This is a genomic window from Thermomonospora echinospora, from assembly GCF_900108175.1.
Lineage (GTDB): Bacteria > Actinomycetota > Actinomycetes > Streptosporangiales > Streptosporangiaceae > Thermomonospora > Thermomonospora echinospora.
The window spans coordinates 104,647-118,430 of the sequence record NZ_FNVO01000005.1; the positions used below are offsets into that span (position 1 = coordinate 104,647).

Sequence of the window (13,784 nt, forward strand, 5' to 3'; positions counted from 1 at the left end):
GCGCGGCCATGAGCAAGGGCGAGCGGGTACGGGTACAGGTCGACGGCCGGGTGCTCAGCCTGTCGAACCTCGACAAGGTGCTCTACCCCAAGGACGGGTTCACCAAGGGCGAGATGATCGACTACTACACGCGGATCACACCCGTCCTGCTGCCGCACCTGCGGGACCGGCCGGTGACCCGCAAGCGCTATCCCGACGGCATGCCCGGCCAGTCCTTCATCGAGAAGAACGCGCCTGCGGGCACCCCGGACTGGGTGCGCACCGTGAACCTGCCGACCCCTGGCAGCGCCAAGGGACGCGCGTCGGCCGACTACGTGATGGTCGACGGCCTGCCCACGGTGGTGTGGCTGGCCAACCTCGCCGCGGTGGAGTTGCACGTCCCGCAGTGGCGGGTCGGCCCGCGCGGCGGCGTGCACCGCCCGGACCTGATGGTGTTCGACCTGGACCCGGGTCCGCCCGCCACCATCGTGGACGCCTGCCAGGTGGCCTGCGCGCTGCGTGAGCTGCTGGACTCCGACGGGCTGACCGCCTACCCCAAGACCAGCGGCAAGAAGGGCCTGCACCTGTACGTGCCGGTGCGGGAGAGCGGACGGACCCGCGACTACGCCGAGAAGGCGGCGCTGCGGTTGGAGGAGTCCGACCCCCGCCACGTCACCACCCGGATGGACAAGCGGCTGCGCAGGCGCAAGGTCTTCATCGACTGGACCCAGAACGACCCGGGCAAGACCACCGTCGCCCCGTACTCGATGCGCGGCTCCGACCGTCCCGCGGTGTCGGCCCCGGTCACCTGGGACGAGGTCGAGGCGTGCCGGGAGCCGGCCGACCTGGCGTTCGTCACCGACCAGGTGCTCGCTCGCGTCGAGGAGCACGGCGACCTGATGGCGCCGCTGCTGGAGGAGGGACCGCCGCTGCCCTGACCGCCCGCGCGGAAGGCGATCGGGCCTGTGCGGCGGGAGCCGGGCGGCCCGCGCCGTGCCGGAGTTCCGCCGCGGCGCGCCCCACCTTGATCGGCGCGTTATGTGTTCGAATGGGCACGCAGCGGCGCCGCGATTCCGCCACCATTGCCCCACGGGGGTCAACGAGGTGAAGGTGGAGGGAAAGCGGTGGCGGCGACCAGGAAACCGCACTACGACGTCGTGGTGCTGGGCGGGGGAACGGCGGGCGAGCTGGCCGCCCGCGCGCTCGCGGAGGCGGGACGTCATGTCGCGTTGGTGGAGAACCGGCTGGTCGGCGGGGAGTCGCCCTACTTCGCGTCCATCCCGTCCAAGTCGCTGCTGCACTCGGCCCGCCGGGGCGAGACCTGGGAGACGGCCATCGTCCGGCGTGACGAGCTGACCGGGGAGCTGGACGACGCGCCGGCGGTGGCGCGGCTGGCGCAGGCAGGGGTCACGGTGCTGCGCGGCTACGGGCAGGTCGCCGAGCCAGGGACGGTCGAGGTGGACGGCGCCGCCTACGGCTACGGCGACTTGGTCGTGTGCACCGGGGGCGAGCCGGTGGTGCCGGGCGTCGAGGGGTTGGCCGACGCCCCGATCTGGACCAGCGACGAGGCGCTGGCCGTGCCCGACCTGCCGCGCCGGCTGGTGGTGCTGGGCGGCGGCCGGGTGGGCTGCGAGCTGGCCCAGATCTACGCCGCGTTCGGCTCCCAGGTCGCCGTGGTCGAGACCGCCCCGGGGCTGCTGGCCGACGAGGCCGCCTTCACCGGGGAGGTCCTGGCCGGCGCGCTCCGCCGGATGGGCGTGGACCTGCGCCTGGGCACCGAGCCGGCCAAGGTGGAGCGCACCCGTACGGGGCTGCGGCTGTGGCTGTCGGACGGCGGCACCCTCGACACCGACCGGGTCCTGGTCGCCACCGGGCGACGCCCGCGCACCGAGGATCTGGGCCTGGAGGCGCTGGGCGTCACGGTGGCGCCAGGCGAGCCGCTGCCGGTGAACGAGACCTGCCGGGTGCCGGACGCCGAGGGCCTGTGGGCGGCCGGCGAGGTGACCGGCGTCAGCACCGCGCACGCCGCCGCCTACCAGGCCCGGGTGGTGGTCGACAACGTCCTCGGCAAGCGCCGGGAGGCCGACTACCGGGCGATCCCCCGGGTGCTGTTCACCACCCCATCGGTGTACGCGATCGGGGTCTCTCCGCGGCATGCCGAGAAAGCGGGACTGGACCTGCTGTCGGCCGGGTACGATCTCGCAGCCACCGCCCGGGGCAGGGTGGAGGACAGCGGCCTGGGCGGACTGGGCGGCCGAATCGACAGCCGGATGGAGGGCCGGGTGGAACTGTACGCCGACCGGGCCACCGGTCTGCTGACCGGTGCCGCCGCCGTCGGCCCGTACGCTGAGGAATGGATGGGCGAGATCGCGTTGGCGATCCGGGCGCAGGTGCCGCTGCGCGTGCTCGCCGACGTCGTGCACGCCTTCCCGACGTACGGCGAGGCCGTCGAGGTGCCGCTGCGCGAACTCGCCGAGCGGTTGTGAAAGCGGGGGATGGGGGTCTCATGAGCGAGATGGACGACATGGACGTACAGGACGTCGAGGCGCCGGAGGCCGACGCCACCGAGCAACACCTTTCGGCGGGCGCTGGGGATGCCCGCCCGGTCTGGCCGACCGAGGTGCCGCTGGACGCCAACGAGGCCGACGCCACCGAGCAGAGCCTTCCAGCCGGCGCCGCCAGGGACGTTCCGACCTGGCCACGGGAGGTGCCGCTGGACGCCAACGAGGCTGACGTCACCGAGCAGGAACAGGTCGTGGAGCTCGATGAGGACGACTACCGTTGACGGGCTGGCTGATCACGGCCACGGATCCTGGGTGACCGGCAAGGTTACCGGCGCGTAGGATGATGCAATCGACCCACCAGGCGGCGCCCGTGCGCCGCCCGACGAAGCGATCGGAGAATGTGGTGACCGCGAGCCCGGACGCCCGCCCGCGTGGCACGAGGTTGCCTCGGATGGCCCGCCGGCGGCAGCTGCTCGGCGCGGCCCAGGAGGTCTTCGTCGCCCAGGGCTACCACGCCGCCGCGATGGACGAGATCGCCGAACGCGCCGGCGTCAGCAAGCCCGTGCTTTACCAGCACTTCCCCGGCAAGCTGGAGCTGTACCTGGCGCTGCTGGACGAGCACGCCGAGGCGCTGGTGAAGATCGTGCGCGAGGCACTGGAGTCCACCACCGACAACAAGCGCCGCGTGCAGGCCAGCATGCAGGCGTTCTACGACTTCGTGGCCGGGGACGGCGAGGCCTACCGGCTGGTCTTCGAGTCCGACCTGCGCAACGTGGCGCCGGTGCGGGCCCGGGTGGAGCGGGCCAACCACCAGTGCGCCGAGATGATCGCCAGAGTGATCGCCGAGGACACCCAGGCGCCCTCCGACGAGGCGTTCCTGCTGGGCATGGGCCTGGTGGGGATGGCCGAGGTCAGCGCCCGCTACTGGCTGTCGCAGCACCGCTCCATCCCCAAGGACACCGCCGAGAAGCTGATCGCCCGGCTGGCCTGGCGGGGCATCTCCGGCTTCCCGGTGGCCGGCTGAGGCGCTTCCTGGTGGCCCGCTGAGGTCACGGGCCCCGCCGTACGCTCCCGGCGTATCGCCGGCCGGGCCCGCGCGGGTCCGCGCGTGCGACCATCGGAAACGGAACAGTCCGCCGAAGGGAGCATGGTGCAGGTACGTATCGGGGTGCAGTATGTGCCCAAGGAGCTGGTCGTGGAGACGTCGCTGTCGGCCGACGAGGTCGAGCGGGCCCTGACCGACGCGCTGGCCGCCGAGCACGGCGTCCTGGTGCTGCGGGACCAGCGCGGCGGCCGGGTGGCGATCCCGGCGGCCCGGGTCGGCTACCTGGAGATCGGCGAGGAGGAGAACCGCACGGTCGGCTTCGGCACCCTCTAGCCGGCGCTCCCGCCGGCTCAGGACCTCTTCGGGACGGGCGTCCCGCCGGACAGCATCGCGGCGAACTGCGGCCTCATCAGGTCGCGCACCCTGTCGTACGGGACGGTGAACGTCTCGAACTGGCAGAACTGGCCGCCGGTGGTGGGCACCGAGAACGTCATCCCGGCGTTCGCGAGGCCGAGGTCCACGGGGGCGTCGCCCACGCCCTGCGCGGCGGGGCGCAGGTCGGCGGGCCTGAGCCGGGCGGGCGGGCGGCACTCCTCGCCGAGCGGATCGGGCGTGGGCGCCGGCTTGGGGACGCGTGACCACAGCCCGTTCAGCCCCGCCTGGGTGAGGGCGGCCGGGGTGAGCATGTCGGTCGGGCCCAGCGCCTTGCCGGTGTCGAGCGCGACGGTGACGGTGATCGCCCAGTCGGTGATGAAGTCGCTGTTGCAGACCCAGCCGGCCCGCAGCTCGTAGCGGACGGACACCAGCCGGGAGTTGCGCAGGCCGGGGAACGCCTTGGACGACAGGCTCGCGCCGGGGCAGCCCGGCCCCGGGCGGCCCATCTGCGGGTCCCGCCGCACGCTCTGCTGAGCGGCCTGGACCGCCGCGTCCAGGGGGCGCCGCAGCGCCGCGTTGATCTGCCGCTGGACCGCCGGGTCGGAGTGCCCGGACACCTGCACGTACCGAGCGTCCCGCACCAGGAACCGCCGCCCTCCCGGGATCGTCAGCGTCCGGTCGGCCAGGGCGGGAGTGCTCAGGCTGACGTTCTGCACGACGGGTGCGGCGGGCTCGTCGTCGTCACCGCCCGCCACCACGGCCGCCGTCGTGCCCGCGCCGACCGCCAGCGCGGTGCCCACCACGGCCATCGTGACCTTGGCTCCCGCCGTGGCGAGCAGGCCGGTCCCGGCGGAGGCGGCGACGGCCGAGCCCCCGGCGGCCGAGGTCGCGCTCGCCGCACCGGCGCCCACCGCTCCGGCCGCTCCGGCCACGGCCGGGGCGAGGGCCGCCGCGCCCAGCGGGAACAGCGCCGCCAGCGCCACCGCTCCGGCGGCCAGCGTGCGGATGCCCCGGTGCTCCCAATCCGCGCCGTACGCCGCGGACGCCACCGCCTCCAGTTCCGCCACGAACGCCGCCGCGCCGGACGGACGCCGGACGCCCTCCTTGGCCATGCCGCGTTCCACCAGGGGCCGCAGCGGCTCGGGGACGGCCTCCACCGGGACGGGGGCGGTCAGGTGCTGGTGCCTCAGCGCCACCACGGTGTCTGCGGTGAACGGTCTGGCACCGGTCACGCATTCGAAGAACACGCAGGTCGCCGCGTACACGTCGGTGGCGGGAGCGGCGGGCCGCCCCTCCCACTGCTCGGGCGCCATGTAGGCGGGGCTGCCCGACCGGGAGCCGGCGCCCACCACGGCCGCGACGCCGAAGTCGATCAGCTTGCTGAGCCCGTCCGCCTGCACCATCACGTTGGCGGGCTTGTAGTCCCGGTGCACCACGCCCACCGCGTGCGCGGCGGCCAGCCCCAGCAGCGAGCCCTTGAGGACCACCAGCGCGGCCTCGGCGGGCATCGCCCCGTGGCGCGCCAGCAGTTCCTTCAACGAGACCCCGGGGACGGCCTCCATCACCAGCGCGGCGCCCCGCTCCCCCGCCACGAACTCGTAGAGCCGCGCCACATGGGGGTCGGGCACCCGGGCCAGCATGACCGCCTCCTGCCGCAGCCGGTCGACGGCCTCCTCGTCGCCTTCACTGCGGGCCAGGTACTTGATCGCCACATGGGCTCCCGACCCCAGGCGCCGCGCCAGCACCACCCGGCCCTGCGCGCCCGCCCCCAGCTCGCGGATCTCCTCGTACCCGTCGAGCCGCCACTGGTCCGTCATGGCCACGATCTTTCCAGGGCCATCGCCGGCCCGGGCCGCAACAGATCGCGCCCGCCTTTTCGGATGTTCTCGGGATATCGCGCACCGCACGATCACGTCCCTCGAAGCTTTCGGACCGTCCGGCGAGGACGCCGTGCGGGGCCCGGGACGCGGCGGGCGCGGAATAACCCGCGACACGCGAGCGTTAGCACAGCCGAACGGCTATTGGTGTCAGGAACCGAAGACCGGTACTATGCGTCGCAAAGTGTGACCGCGTGCAGTCACGAACAGTGATTGTGCTTACCCCTGACAGCGGTCGCCGAGGTACTGATTGACGGTTGGTCCCTCCCGCGCGTCGGCGCGGCCACTGGACGCGATCGGCAGGAACGCACAGGTCCTGCCGCGACCGATGGTGAGATCCGCGGCCCTGCGGCAAAGGCGAGGAGGTTCGCGCCGACGAGGCGCGGACCCGAGCGCGGACCCGGGAGTGAGGACCCCGCACGACGGAGGCTGAACGCCCTGACTACTTTCCGTGAACTCGGAGTACGCTCCGAGATAGCCGATGCCCTGGAGTCCGAGGGCATCGTCGACGCGTTTCCCATCCAGGCCCTGGCCCTGCCCATCGGGCTCGGCGGGCACGACATCATCGGCCAGGCCCGTACCGGCACCGGCAAGACCCTCGCGTTCGGGATCCCGCTGCTGCAGCGCATCGAGCACGGCGGCAAGACCCCGCGCGGGCTGGTGCTGGCCCCGACCCGTGAGCTGGCCTCGCAGGTCACCGACGACCTGCTGGTGGCCGGCGGCAAGCTGGGCACCCGGGTGCTGGCGGTGTACGGCGGCCGGGCCTACGAGCCGCAGATCCAGGCCCTGCGCGACGGCGTGGACGTCGTCGTCGGCACCCCGGGCCGGCTGCTGGACCTGGTGCGCCAGCGGCACCTGGACCTGTCGCAGGTCGAGATGCTGGTGCTGGACGAGGCCGACCGCATGCTCGACCTGGGCTTCCTGCCCGACATCGAGCGGATCATCGAGCAGGTCCCGGACCAACGGCAGACCATGCTGTTCTCGGCCACCATGCCGGGCGAGATCGTGGCGCTGTCGCGGCGCTACCTGACCCGGCCCACCAACGTGCGGGCCGAGTCGCACGCCGAGTCGGAGGCCACCCCGCAGGTCGTCCAGCACGTCTTCCAGGCCCACCAGATGGACAAGCCGGAGATGCTGGCCCGGCTGCTGCAGGCCGAGGGCCGCGGGCTGACCATGGTGTTCTGCCAGACCAAGCGGGCCTGTGACCGGGTCGCCGCCGACCTGTCCAAGCGCGGGTTCGCCGCCGCCGCCGTGCACGGCGACCTGGGGCAGGGCCAGCGCGAGCGGGCGCTGCGCGCGTTCCGTTCCGGCAAGATCGACGTGCTGGTGGCCACCGACGTCGCCGCCCGCGGGCTGGACGTGGACGACGTCACCCACGTCGTCAACTACGAGTGCCCGGACTCGGCGGAGACCTACGTGCACCGCATCGGCCGTACCGGCCGCGCGGGCAAGGAGGGCATCGCGGTCACCCTGGTGGACTGGAGCGACCTGCCGCGCTGGAAGCTGATCAACAGCGCGCTGGACCTGCCGTTCGCCGAGCCGCAGGAGACCTACTCCACCTCCGACCACCTCCACGAGGCGCTGGCCATCCCGGCGGGCATCACCGGCACGCTGCCCAAGGAGCGGCGCGAGCGCGCCGGGCTGGCCGCCGAGGAGTTGGAGGACATCGGCGAGACCGGCAAGACCCGCTCTCGCGACCGGGACCGGGACCGGGACCGGGACCGGGACCGCGAGCAGGACCGGGAGCGGCCGCGCGCCCGCAAGCGCAACCGCAAGCGGGTGCGCACCCGCAGCGGCAGGCCGGTCGAGTCGACCGCCGACCAGGACGCCGAGCAGGGCGCCGAACCGGCCGCCGCCGAGCAGCCGGCCGCACAGCCCGCCGCACAGCCGGACGAGCGGGCCGCTGAGCGGCCTGCCGACGCCGCGCCGGACCAGGCCTCCGAGGCCCCTGAGGTCCCGGCCGTCCCCGTGGCCCCGGCGCCCGAGCCGATCGTGCCGCCGACCGACGCGGTCACCGGTGTCCCCCTGGTCACCTTCCAGCCGCCGCCGGGCGGCGGGACCGACCACGACCCGATCGCCGAGGCTCAGGCTCCGCAGCGGCAGCGCGGCCGTTCCCGGCGGCGCACCCGGGGCGGCCGGCCCACCGGCGACCGGACCGGCTGACTCCCGGACTCGACGTGATCATGTGGCCGGGCTCCGGCCACAGGGTCACGGCGTCCCCGACCGCAGGGCCAGGGCCCGTTCGGGGCGGTCGGTGATCAGTACGGCCACCCGGTGGTCGGTCAGGAAGCGGCGCATCAGCGGCTCGGCGTTGACCGTCCACACCATGGCCGGGAATCCGGCGCGGGCGCACTGCCGCAGCACGCCGATCCTGGCCAGCCGGTGGTTGAGCGCCACCATGTCCGCCCCGCACCCGCGGACCAGTGACAGCGGGGACAGGTCGCGGACCGCTCCCCGCTCCCACAGCGCGCGTCCCAGCGACAGCGCCGTGCGCACCTCGGGGAAGTCGCGCTTGATCAGCCGGATGGACTGGGTGTACCGGGTGGTCACCACGAACCGGCCCGGGCCCAGCCGCTGCAGTGCCAGCTCCACCGCCTCGTGCTCGCAGCCGGGTTCCTTGAGGTCCAGATGGCCCATCGCACGGCCCGCGATGGCCGCCAGGGCGTCCCGGAGCAGCGGCACCCGCCCCGTCCCGGCCGCCAGGATCCGCTGGTAGGTGCAGCGCCCCAGCGGCAGCCCGCCGATGATGCGGTCGTGGTGGACGACGAGTTCCCCGTCGCCGGTCCGGCGTACGTCCATCTCCACGTACTCCACGCCGAGGCCGGCCGCCCGTTCGAAGGCGCCGTCATGGGCACGGCGATGGGCGGAGATCGCGGGGGGTCCAAGGGCTCGCACCGTCCCCAGGGTACGGACGCCCGGCCCGCGGCATCAGGACCACGCAGGTCACAGGCGGGCGAACCCCAGGTAAAACGGCTGCCGGGCCCTTGCCCGGGGCTGGGTATGCTGGCGGCCTGTGAGTACGCCCCGGTTCCTGACCCTGCCCCCTGATGTGCGCCGGACGGGCATCGCGACCTCCCGCGGGACGTTCGCCGCGCTGGAGGCCCTTCCCGGCTCCGGTGTACCCGAACGCTGTCCCGCCCTGCTGGTGCCCGGCCTCACCGGCAGCAAGGAGGACTTCATCGCCGTGCTGCCGACCCTTGCGCGGACCGGCCGGCGGGTGGTGGCCATCGACATGCGCGGCCAGTACGAGACCGAGGGGCCCGACGACCCGGCCGCCTACACCTGTGCCGCGCTGGGCGCCGACATCGCGGCGCTGCTGGAGGCCCTCGGCCCCGAGCCGGCCCATCTGGTGGGGCACTCCTTCGGCGGGCTGGTGACCCGTGAGGCGATCCTGACCGCCGGCGCCCGCCCCCTGACGTACACGCTGATGAGCTCGGGTCCGGGCGCCATCTCCGGGCCCCGCGCCGCCGACGCCGGCGCGCTGCTGGCCACCCTGCCGCGGATCGGGATCGACCAGATGTGGACACTGCACCTGGAGCCGGACGCGGTGGCCAGGCAGGTGCCGGAGGAGATCCTCGTCTTCCTGCGCAGGCGGATGCTGAGCAACTCCGTGCACGGCCTGCTGGGCATGGCCCAGGAGATCCTGGTCTGCCCGGACCGGGTGGACGAGTTGGCCAAGACGGCCGTCGAGACCGGCCTGCCGGTGCTGGTGCTGTACGGCGAGGACGACAACGCCTGGGATCCGCAGGCCCAGGCGGAGATGGCCGAGCGGCTGGGTGCGTCCAAGGTGGTGATCCCGAGCGCGGCGCACTCCCCGGCCGTGGAGGCCCCGGAGACCACCGCCAGCGCCCTGGCGGACTTCTGGCGCCGGGCCGAGTGCCGGCCGGCCGCCGGCCGCTGACCTCCCGGCGGTCCCACCGCCCCCGAGCCCGCGAGCGGAACCTCTGCTCGCGGGCTCTCCCGTCTCCGGTACGGCTCCGGCAGAGCTGGGCTTCCGTGCGGCTCCGACGAGCTGCACGTCTTCTGTGTGGCTCCGACGAGCTTTATGCCTTCGCTATGAGGCCTGTCACATGAGACGGGATTTGTCGCATGTAACGATACACTTACTGCGCTTCGTCTCACGGTCCCGAACACCGGAGGTCTCCATGGCGGTGACGGTCCAGCCCCCCGAGAGTGTCACCTGGCGGATCCAGATCGACCGTTCCATGTGGGTCGGCGGAGTGCGCGGCCTCATGCTGCAGGCCCTGCACCCCAAGGCGATGTGGGGGGTGTGGCAGAACTCCAACTTCCAGGAGGACCCGTTCGGCCGCCTCCAGCGCACGGCCGACTTCGTGGGCGTCGCCACGTTCGGCACTCCGGAGGAGATCGCGGAGCTCGGCGCCAAGGTGCGCGGAATCCACCGCCGGCTGCGCATCCTCGACCACGACACCGGCCGGGTCGAGCGGCTGGACCAGCCCGAACTGCTGCTGTGGGTGCACTGCGCCGAGGTCTGCTCCTACCTGGAGGTCGCCCGGCGGGCCGGGCTCCCCCTGACCGACGCGATGGCCGACCGGTACCTGGCCGAGCAGCGCAGGACCGCCACCTACGTCGGGTTGCACGAGGAGGACGTGCCGGGCAGCGTCGCGGAGATGGAGGCGTACTTCGAGGAGATGCGGCCCCAGTTGCGCGCCACCGACGAAGCCCTGGAGACGGTGAAGTTCCTGCTGTGGCCCAAGCTGCCGGAGAGGCTGAAGTTCCTCTCGGCGGGCAGGCCGGCCTACTTCCCGTTCGGCGCGCTGTGCTACTACACGCTGCCGGCGTGGGCGCGGCGGATGTACGGGCTGCTGCCGGAGGTCCCGCAGGCCGCCGTGACCACCGCGCTGCGGTCGTTCCGGCTGGCGATGAACTCCGTGCCCGAGAGCCTGCACGACTACTCGTTCATGAAGCCCACCCGGGACATGCTGGAGCGGGCCCGGACCGGGCTGGCGGCTGAGGGCTACGACCTCAGCAGGGGCCTGATCGGGCTGCGCGACCCGCGCCGCTGGCCGGCCCACCGCACCGCCCTCACCGGCGCCTGACCGTTCCGGGACGGCGCCGGACCATCGCGCTCACCTGGCCTGTCCCTCGCGGAGAAACCCCGACCTCCGCGATGGGCCTGGAGAACCACACCAGAGCATCCGCGCATGTCCGCAAACGAGGTCAGGACTCAGGACGGCTCCTCGGCGGCGGTCACCGCGGCCCACGGCTCCTTGGGCGCGGCCGCCTGCCTGCCCTCGGGGCAGTGCCGGTTGAAGTCGCACCAGGCGCACAGGTTCCCGGGCCGCGGTGGGAACACTTCGTCGAAGGGCGAGTGGTCGATGCCCTCCTCGCCGGCGAGGCGGCGTTTCGAGGCCGCGGGCGCCAGATCGCCGCGGTACGCCTCGTCTGCCGCGGACGCCTCGGCGGCGATCTGCTCGGCGCGCCGGACGTGGCGGTCCAGCGAGTCGTCGGTGTGCTCCCAGGCGGCGACCGTGCCGGTCGGCAGGTGGTGCAGCTCGACCGTCCGGCACGGGCGGCGCAGCACCCGGGACGCGGCGACCGCGTAGAGGGCCAGGGCCAGGGAGCTGCGGGCGTCGTCGGCGGTGGGCTCGCGCCGCCCGGTCTTGTAGTCGACCACCACCAGCTCGCCGCCCCGGGCGTCGAGCCGGTCGATACGGCCCTGCATCGCGATGCGGGCGGTCTTGGCGGCGACCGTGCGTTCCACGCCCAGCGGCTCGTCGGCCGGGTCGAGCCGGGAGACGTACCGTTCCACCATCGCGCGGGCGCGCTCCCGCCAGGCGGCCGACTGCTCGGCGTCCCGGTAGCCCTCGGTGAGCCAGCCCCGCAGCAGCAGCGTCCCGGCCATCTCGGCGGTGCGTTCGGGCAGGGGCAGCCGCCACCAGGCGGCCAGCGCGTTGTGCACGCTGATGCCGAGGCTGTTGTGCGCCCAGGGCGGGCCCTTGGGCGGCGCCGGACGGTCCAGATAGGTCATCCGGTACCGCCGGGGGCAGTCCAGCCAGGTGTTCAGCCGCGACGGCGTGCACGGATACAGCCGCTGCGGCATCCCCTCGAAACCGAGCTGTTCCGCCACCGCAGGGAGCCCGTCAGTCGTCGGTTTCCCTGGCGAGGGCGCCCCAGCTCTCCCAGCGGGCGTCCTCGTCGCCGACCGTGGTCTCCCCGCCCTGGCCGGGCAGCACCCGGATGTCCTTGGGCAGCGGGGTCAGCAGCGAGCCGATCGAGTTGAGCTGCCTGCGCAGGTCGGAGAAGACCCCACCGACCGAGCCGGGCCGGCCGCGGTGCAGGGTGTCGCCGGAGAACAGCACGCTCAGCTGCTCGCAGTAGACGATCACGCTGCCCGGGGTGTGCCCGGGGGTGTGCTGGATCTCCAGCTGGACCCCGCCGATCTCGAAGACGCCGCCGTCCTCCAGCCAGATGTCGGGCTCCAGCGAGCGCAGCGCCTTGGCGTCCTCCGGGTCGTCCTCCTCCTTGGCGAGCTGCGCGAAGTAGTCCCGCCACAGGATCCGGTCGTTGCGGTGCAGGGCGATCGGGGCCCAGTTCTCCTCGTCGTCCTCCCCGGCGGCCGCCACCTCCAGCACGGAGTTCAGGTGGGAGTCGAGGCCGTCAGTGCAGATGACCGCCATGACCTCCCGGTCGCCGACCGCCTTGAGAACGCCCTCGGCGTCATGGGCCGGGTCGATCACGATGACCTCGTCGTCGTCCCCGACGATGTAGGTGTTGCTCTCGACCTCGTACTCGGTGTCGTCCAGGGTGCACTTGCCCTTCGACACCACCTGTTCGATACGCGCGTCCACGGCTCAGACCCTATCCGTTCGCCGGGGTCCCGTGGCCGTCGAAGAGCTCGGCTACTCCTCCAGGCGGGAGCAGAAGACGCCGTACGGCAGGTCTAGGTCCATGCCGGGCTCACGCAGGTCGATCAGGTGCAGCTCGTCGACCATGAGGACCCCCGCGTCGGCGGGCCACAGCACGATCCACAGCCAGTTGCCCATCGCCTCGCCGATGTAGACCGCCCGGTCGCGGCCTCCCGTCAGGGCCCACAGGGGCAGTTGGTGAGGGCGCGTCCCGGTGGCCTGGATCTCAACCTTGGCGTGCGGGGGGCCGTCGCCGATCCTTCTGCCCGGGTCGACCTCCTCCAGCCCCGCGTACCAGGCGCCGAGCCCCACTCCGGGCTCCTCGGCGATCAGCAGCATGTCGGCGGTCCCCTGCAGCAGGGCGGGGCCGGAGACCGCCACGGCGCAGGCGCGTGCGCCGCTGCGCTCGTCGCCCACGTTCAGAAAACCGGTGACCAGCCAGCCGGGCGGCAGCGGCCAGGGCATCCACAGCGGAACCCGGGCGTCGTGCAGGGCGGCGGCCAGCCCTTCGGGGGACGGCGGCCGGGCAGGCTGCCTCGGCAGCACGGCACCGTGCACGGGGCAGGTCCACTCGCCGGACCCGGCCCCCGGCCCGTGCAGCGGCCTGTCGCACCGCGGGCAGGTGGGCTCGACCCTCACGAGAACTTACGGTTGTCCGCGGACGTGACCGAGTCAAGTGCCTTGACGACGGCTATGGCTCCCGTTGACCCGGACAATAGAACAATGAGGACCGTGCGCTGCGTGGGCGCGATCGTCCGGGACGAGGCGGGCCGGCTGCTGATGATCCGCCGTGGCCACCCGCCGGGCGAGGGCCTGTGGTCGATACCGGGCGGGCGGGTGGAGCCCGGCGAGTCCGACGCCGCCGCCGTGGTCCGGGAGCTGCACGAGGAGACGGGCCTGGCGGTACGGGTCGGCGGGCCGGCCGGGGTGGTGCGCAGGCCGGGGCCCGAGAACGTGACGTACGAGATCCACGACTACGTGGCCGAGGCGACGGGAGGCACCCTGCGGGCGGGCGACGACGCCGCCGACGCCCGCTGGGTCACCGCCGAAGAGCTGCGCGGGCTGCCCACCACCGCGGGGCTGCTGGAAGCCCTCACCGCGTGGGACCTGCTGCCCTCCTGACTGTTATCGTCTCTTT

14 protein-coding genes are annotated in these 13,784 nt (G+C 73.3%); 9 read left to right on the forward strand and 5 right to left on the reverse strand.

All coding sequences use genetic code 11. From position 1 onward, the window contains the following. Positions 1-8 precede the first annotated feature (8 nt). The 5 genes from ligD to C4U03_RS13485 all read left to right on the forward strand — a co-directional run bounded on the left by ligD (position 9) and on the right by C4U03_RS13485 (position 3,861). Positions 9-917, forward strand: coding sequence for a non-homologous end-joining DNA ligase (gene ligD / locus C4U03_RS13465; RefSeq protein ID WP_103938090.1), 909 nt, complete (start codon positions 9-11; stop codon positions 915-917). A gap of 186 nt (positions 918-1,103) precedes the next feature. Beyond that, complete coding sequence (locus C4U03_RS13470) at positions 1,104-2,465, forward strand: dihydrolipoyl dehydrogenase family protein (protein ID WP_103938091.1); 1,362 nt, start codon at positions 1,104-1,106, stop codon at positions 2,463-2,465. A gap of 20 nt (positions 2,466-2,485) precedes the next feature. After that, a complete protein-coding gene (locus C4U03_RS13475; protein WP_103938092.1) occupies positions 2,486-2,764 on the forward strand; it encodes a hypothetical protein in 279 nt (92 codons plus the stop codon). 122 nt (positions 2,765-2,886) lie between these two features. Then, entirely contained in the window at positions 2,887-3,507 is a 621-nt protein-coding gene (locus C4U03_RS13480) for a TetR/AcrR family transcriptional regulator (RefSeq protein WP_103938498.1), read from the forward strand. A 123-nt stretch (positions 3,508-3,630) separates the two neighbouring features. Further along, complete coding sequence (locus tag C4U03_RS13485; protein WP_103938093.1) at positions 3,631-3,861, forward strand: DUF3107 domain-containing protein; 231 nt, start codon at positions 3,631-3,633, stop codon at positions 3,859-3,861. Between the two features lie 17 nt (positions 3,862-3,878). On the opposite strand, the gene C4U03_RS41115 is transcribed toward C4U03_RS13485, so the two are convergent. Continuing rightward, positions 3,879-5,720 carry a serine/threonine-protein kinase gene (locus C4U03_RS41115; RefSeq protein WP_200827228.1) on the reverse strand — a complete coding sequence of 614 codons (1,842 nt, stop codon included), beginning with the start codon at positions 5,718-5,720 and terminating at the stop codon, positions 3,879-3,881. A gap of 534 nt (positions 5,721-6,254) precedes the next feature. Here C4U03_RS41115 and C4U03_RS13495 point away from each other — a divergent pair. Then, positions 6,255-7,943 carry a DEAD/DEAH box helicase gene (locus tag C4U03_RS13495; protein ID WP_407701431.1) on the forward strand — a complete coding sequence of 563 codons (1,689 nt, stop codon included), beginning with the start codon at positions 6,255-6,257 and terminating at the stop codon, positions 7,941-7,943. A gap of 45 nt (positions 7,944-7,988) precedes the next feature. Here C4U03_RS13495 and C4U03_RS13500 read toward each other — a convergent pair whose 3' ends face one another. Then, entirely contained in the window at positions 7,989-8,675 is a 687-nt protein-coding gene (locus C4U03_RS13500; RefSeq protein ID WP_235017841.1) for a glycerophosphodiester phosphodiesterase, read from the reverse strand. 118 nt (positions 8,676-8,793) lie between these two features. Here C4U03_RS13500 and C4U03_RS13505 point away from each other — a divergent pair, with 118 nt between their 5' ends. Together C4U03_RS13505 and C4U03_RS13510 are read left to right on the forward strand one after the other, a co-directional pair. Then, positions 8,794-9,681, forward strand: coding sequence for an alpha/beta fold hydrolase (locus tag C4U03_RS13505; RefSeq protein ID WP_103938094.1), 888 nt, complete (start codon positions 8,794-8,796; stop codon positions 9,679-9,681). A gap of 244 nt (positions 9,682-9,925) precedes the next feature. Then, a complete protein-coding gene (locus C4U03_RS13510) occupies positions 9,926-10,837 on the forward strand; it encodes an oxygenase MpaB family protein (protein ID WP_103938095.1) in 912 nt (303 codons plus the stop codon). Positions 10,838-10,965: 128 nt separating this feature from the next. Here C4U03_RS13510 and C4U03_RS13515 read toward each other — a convergent pair whose 3' ends face one another. The 3 genes from C4U03_RS13515 to C4U03_RS13525 are packed head-to-tail and all read right to left on the reverse strand — an operon-like array spanning position 10,966 to position 13,285. After that, positions 10,966-11,868 (reverse strand): RecB family exonuclease, encoded by a 903-nt coding sequence (locus C4U03_RS13515; RefSeq protein ID WP_235017842.1) that lies wholly within the window; start codon positions 11,866-11,868, stop codon positions 10,966-10,968. Positions 11,869-11,881: 13 nt separating this feature from the next. Continuing rightward, positions 11,882-12,589, reverse strand: coding sequence for an MBL fold metallo-hydrolase (locus C4U03_RS13520; protein WP_103938096.1), 708 nt, complete (start codon positions 12,587-12,589; stop codon positions 11,882-11,884). Positions 12,590-12,640: 51 nt separating this feature from the next. Continuing rightward, positions 12,641-13,285 (reverse strand): DUF6758 family protein, encoded by a 645-nt coding sequence (locus tag C4U03_RS13525; RefSeq protein ID WP_103938097.1) that lies wholly within the window; start codon positions 13,283-13,285, stop codon positions 12,641-12,643. Between the two features lie 84 nt (positions 13,286-13,369). Between C4U03_RS13525 and C4U03_RS13530 the strand changes: the two genes are divergently transcribed. Beyond that, on the forward strand, positions 13,370-13,768 hold the full coding sequence (locus C4U03_RS13530; protein WP_103938098.1) for an NUDIX hydrolase: 399 nt from the start codon (positions 13,370-13,372) through the stop codon (positions 13,766-13,768). The last annotated feature ends 16 nt before the right edge of the window (positions 13,769-13,784 follow it).

What these genes read in the sequence shown, in the direction of transcription:
- C4U03_RS13475 (WP_103938092.1), top strand. Translation starts at nt 2,486, where the DNA reads ATGAGCGAGATGGACGACATGGACGTACAGGACGTCGAGGCGCCGGAG.
- C4U03_RS13510 (WP_103938095.1), top strand. Translation starts at nt 9,926, where the DNA reads ATGGCGGTGACGGTCCAGCCCCCCGAGAGTGTCACCTGGCGGATCCAG.
- C4U03_RS13530 (WP_103938098.1), top strand. Translation starts at nt 13,370, where the DNA reads ATGAGGACCGTGCGCTGCGTGGGCGCGATCGTCCGGGACGAGGCGGGC.
- C4U03_RS41115 (WP_200827228.1), bottom strand. Translation starts at nt 5,720, where the DNA reads ATGACGGACCAGTGGCGGCTCGACGGGTACGAGGAGATCCGCGAGCTG.
- C4U03_RS13485 (WP_103938093.1), top strand. Translation starts at nt 3,631, where the DNA reads ATGGTGCAGGTACGTATCGGGGTGCAGTATGTGCCCAAGGAGCTGGTC.
- ligD (WP_103938090.1), top strand. Translation starts at nt 9, where the DNA reads ATGAGCAAGGGCGAGCGGGTACGGGTACAGGTCGACGGCCGGGTGCTC.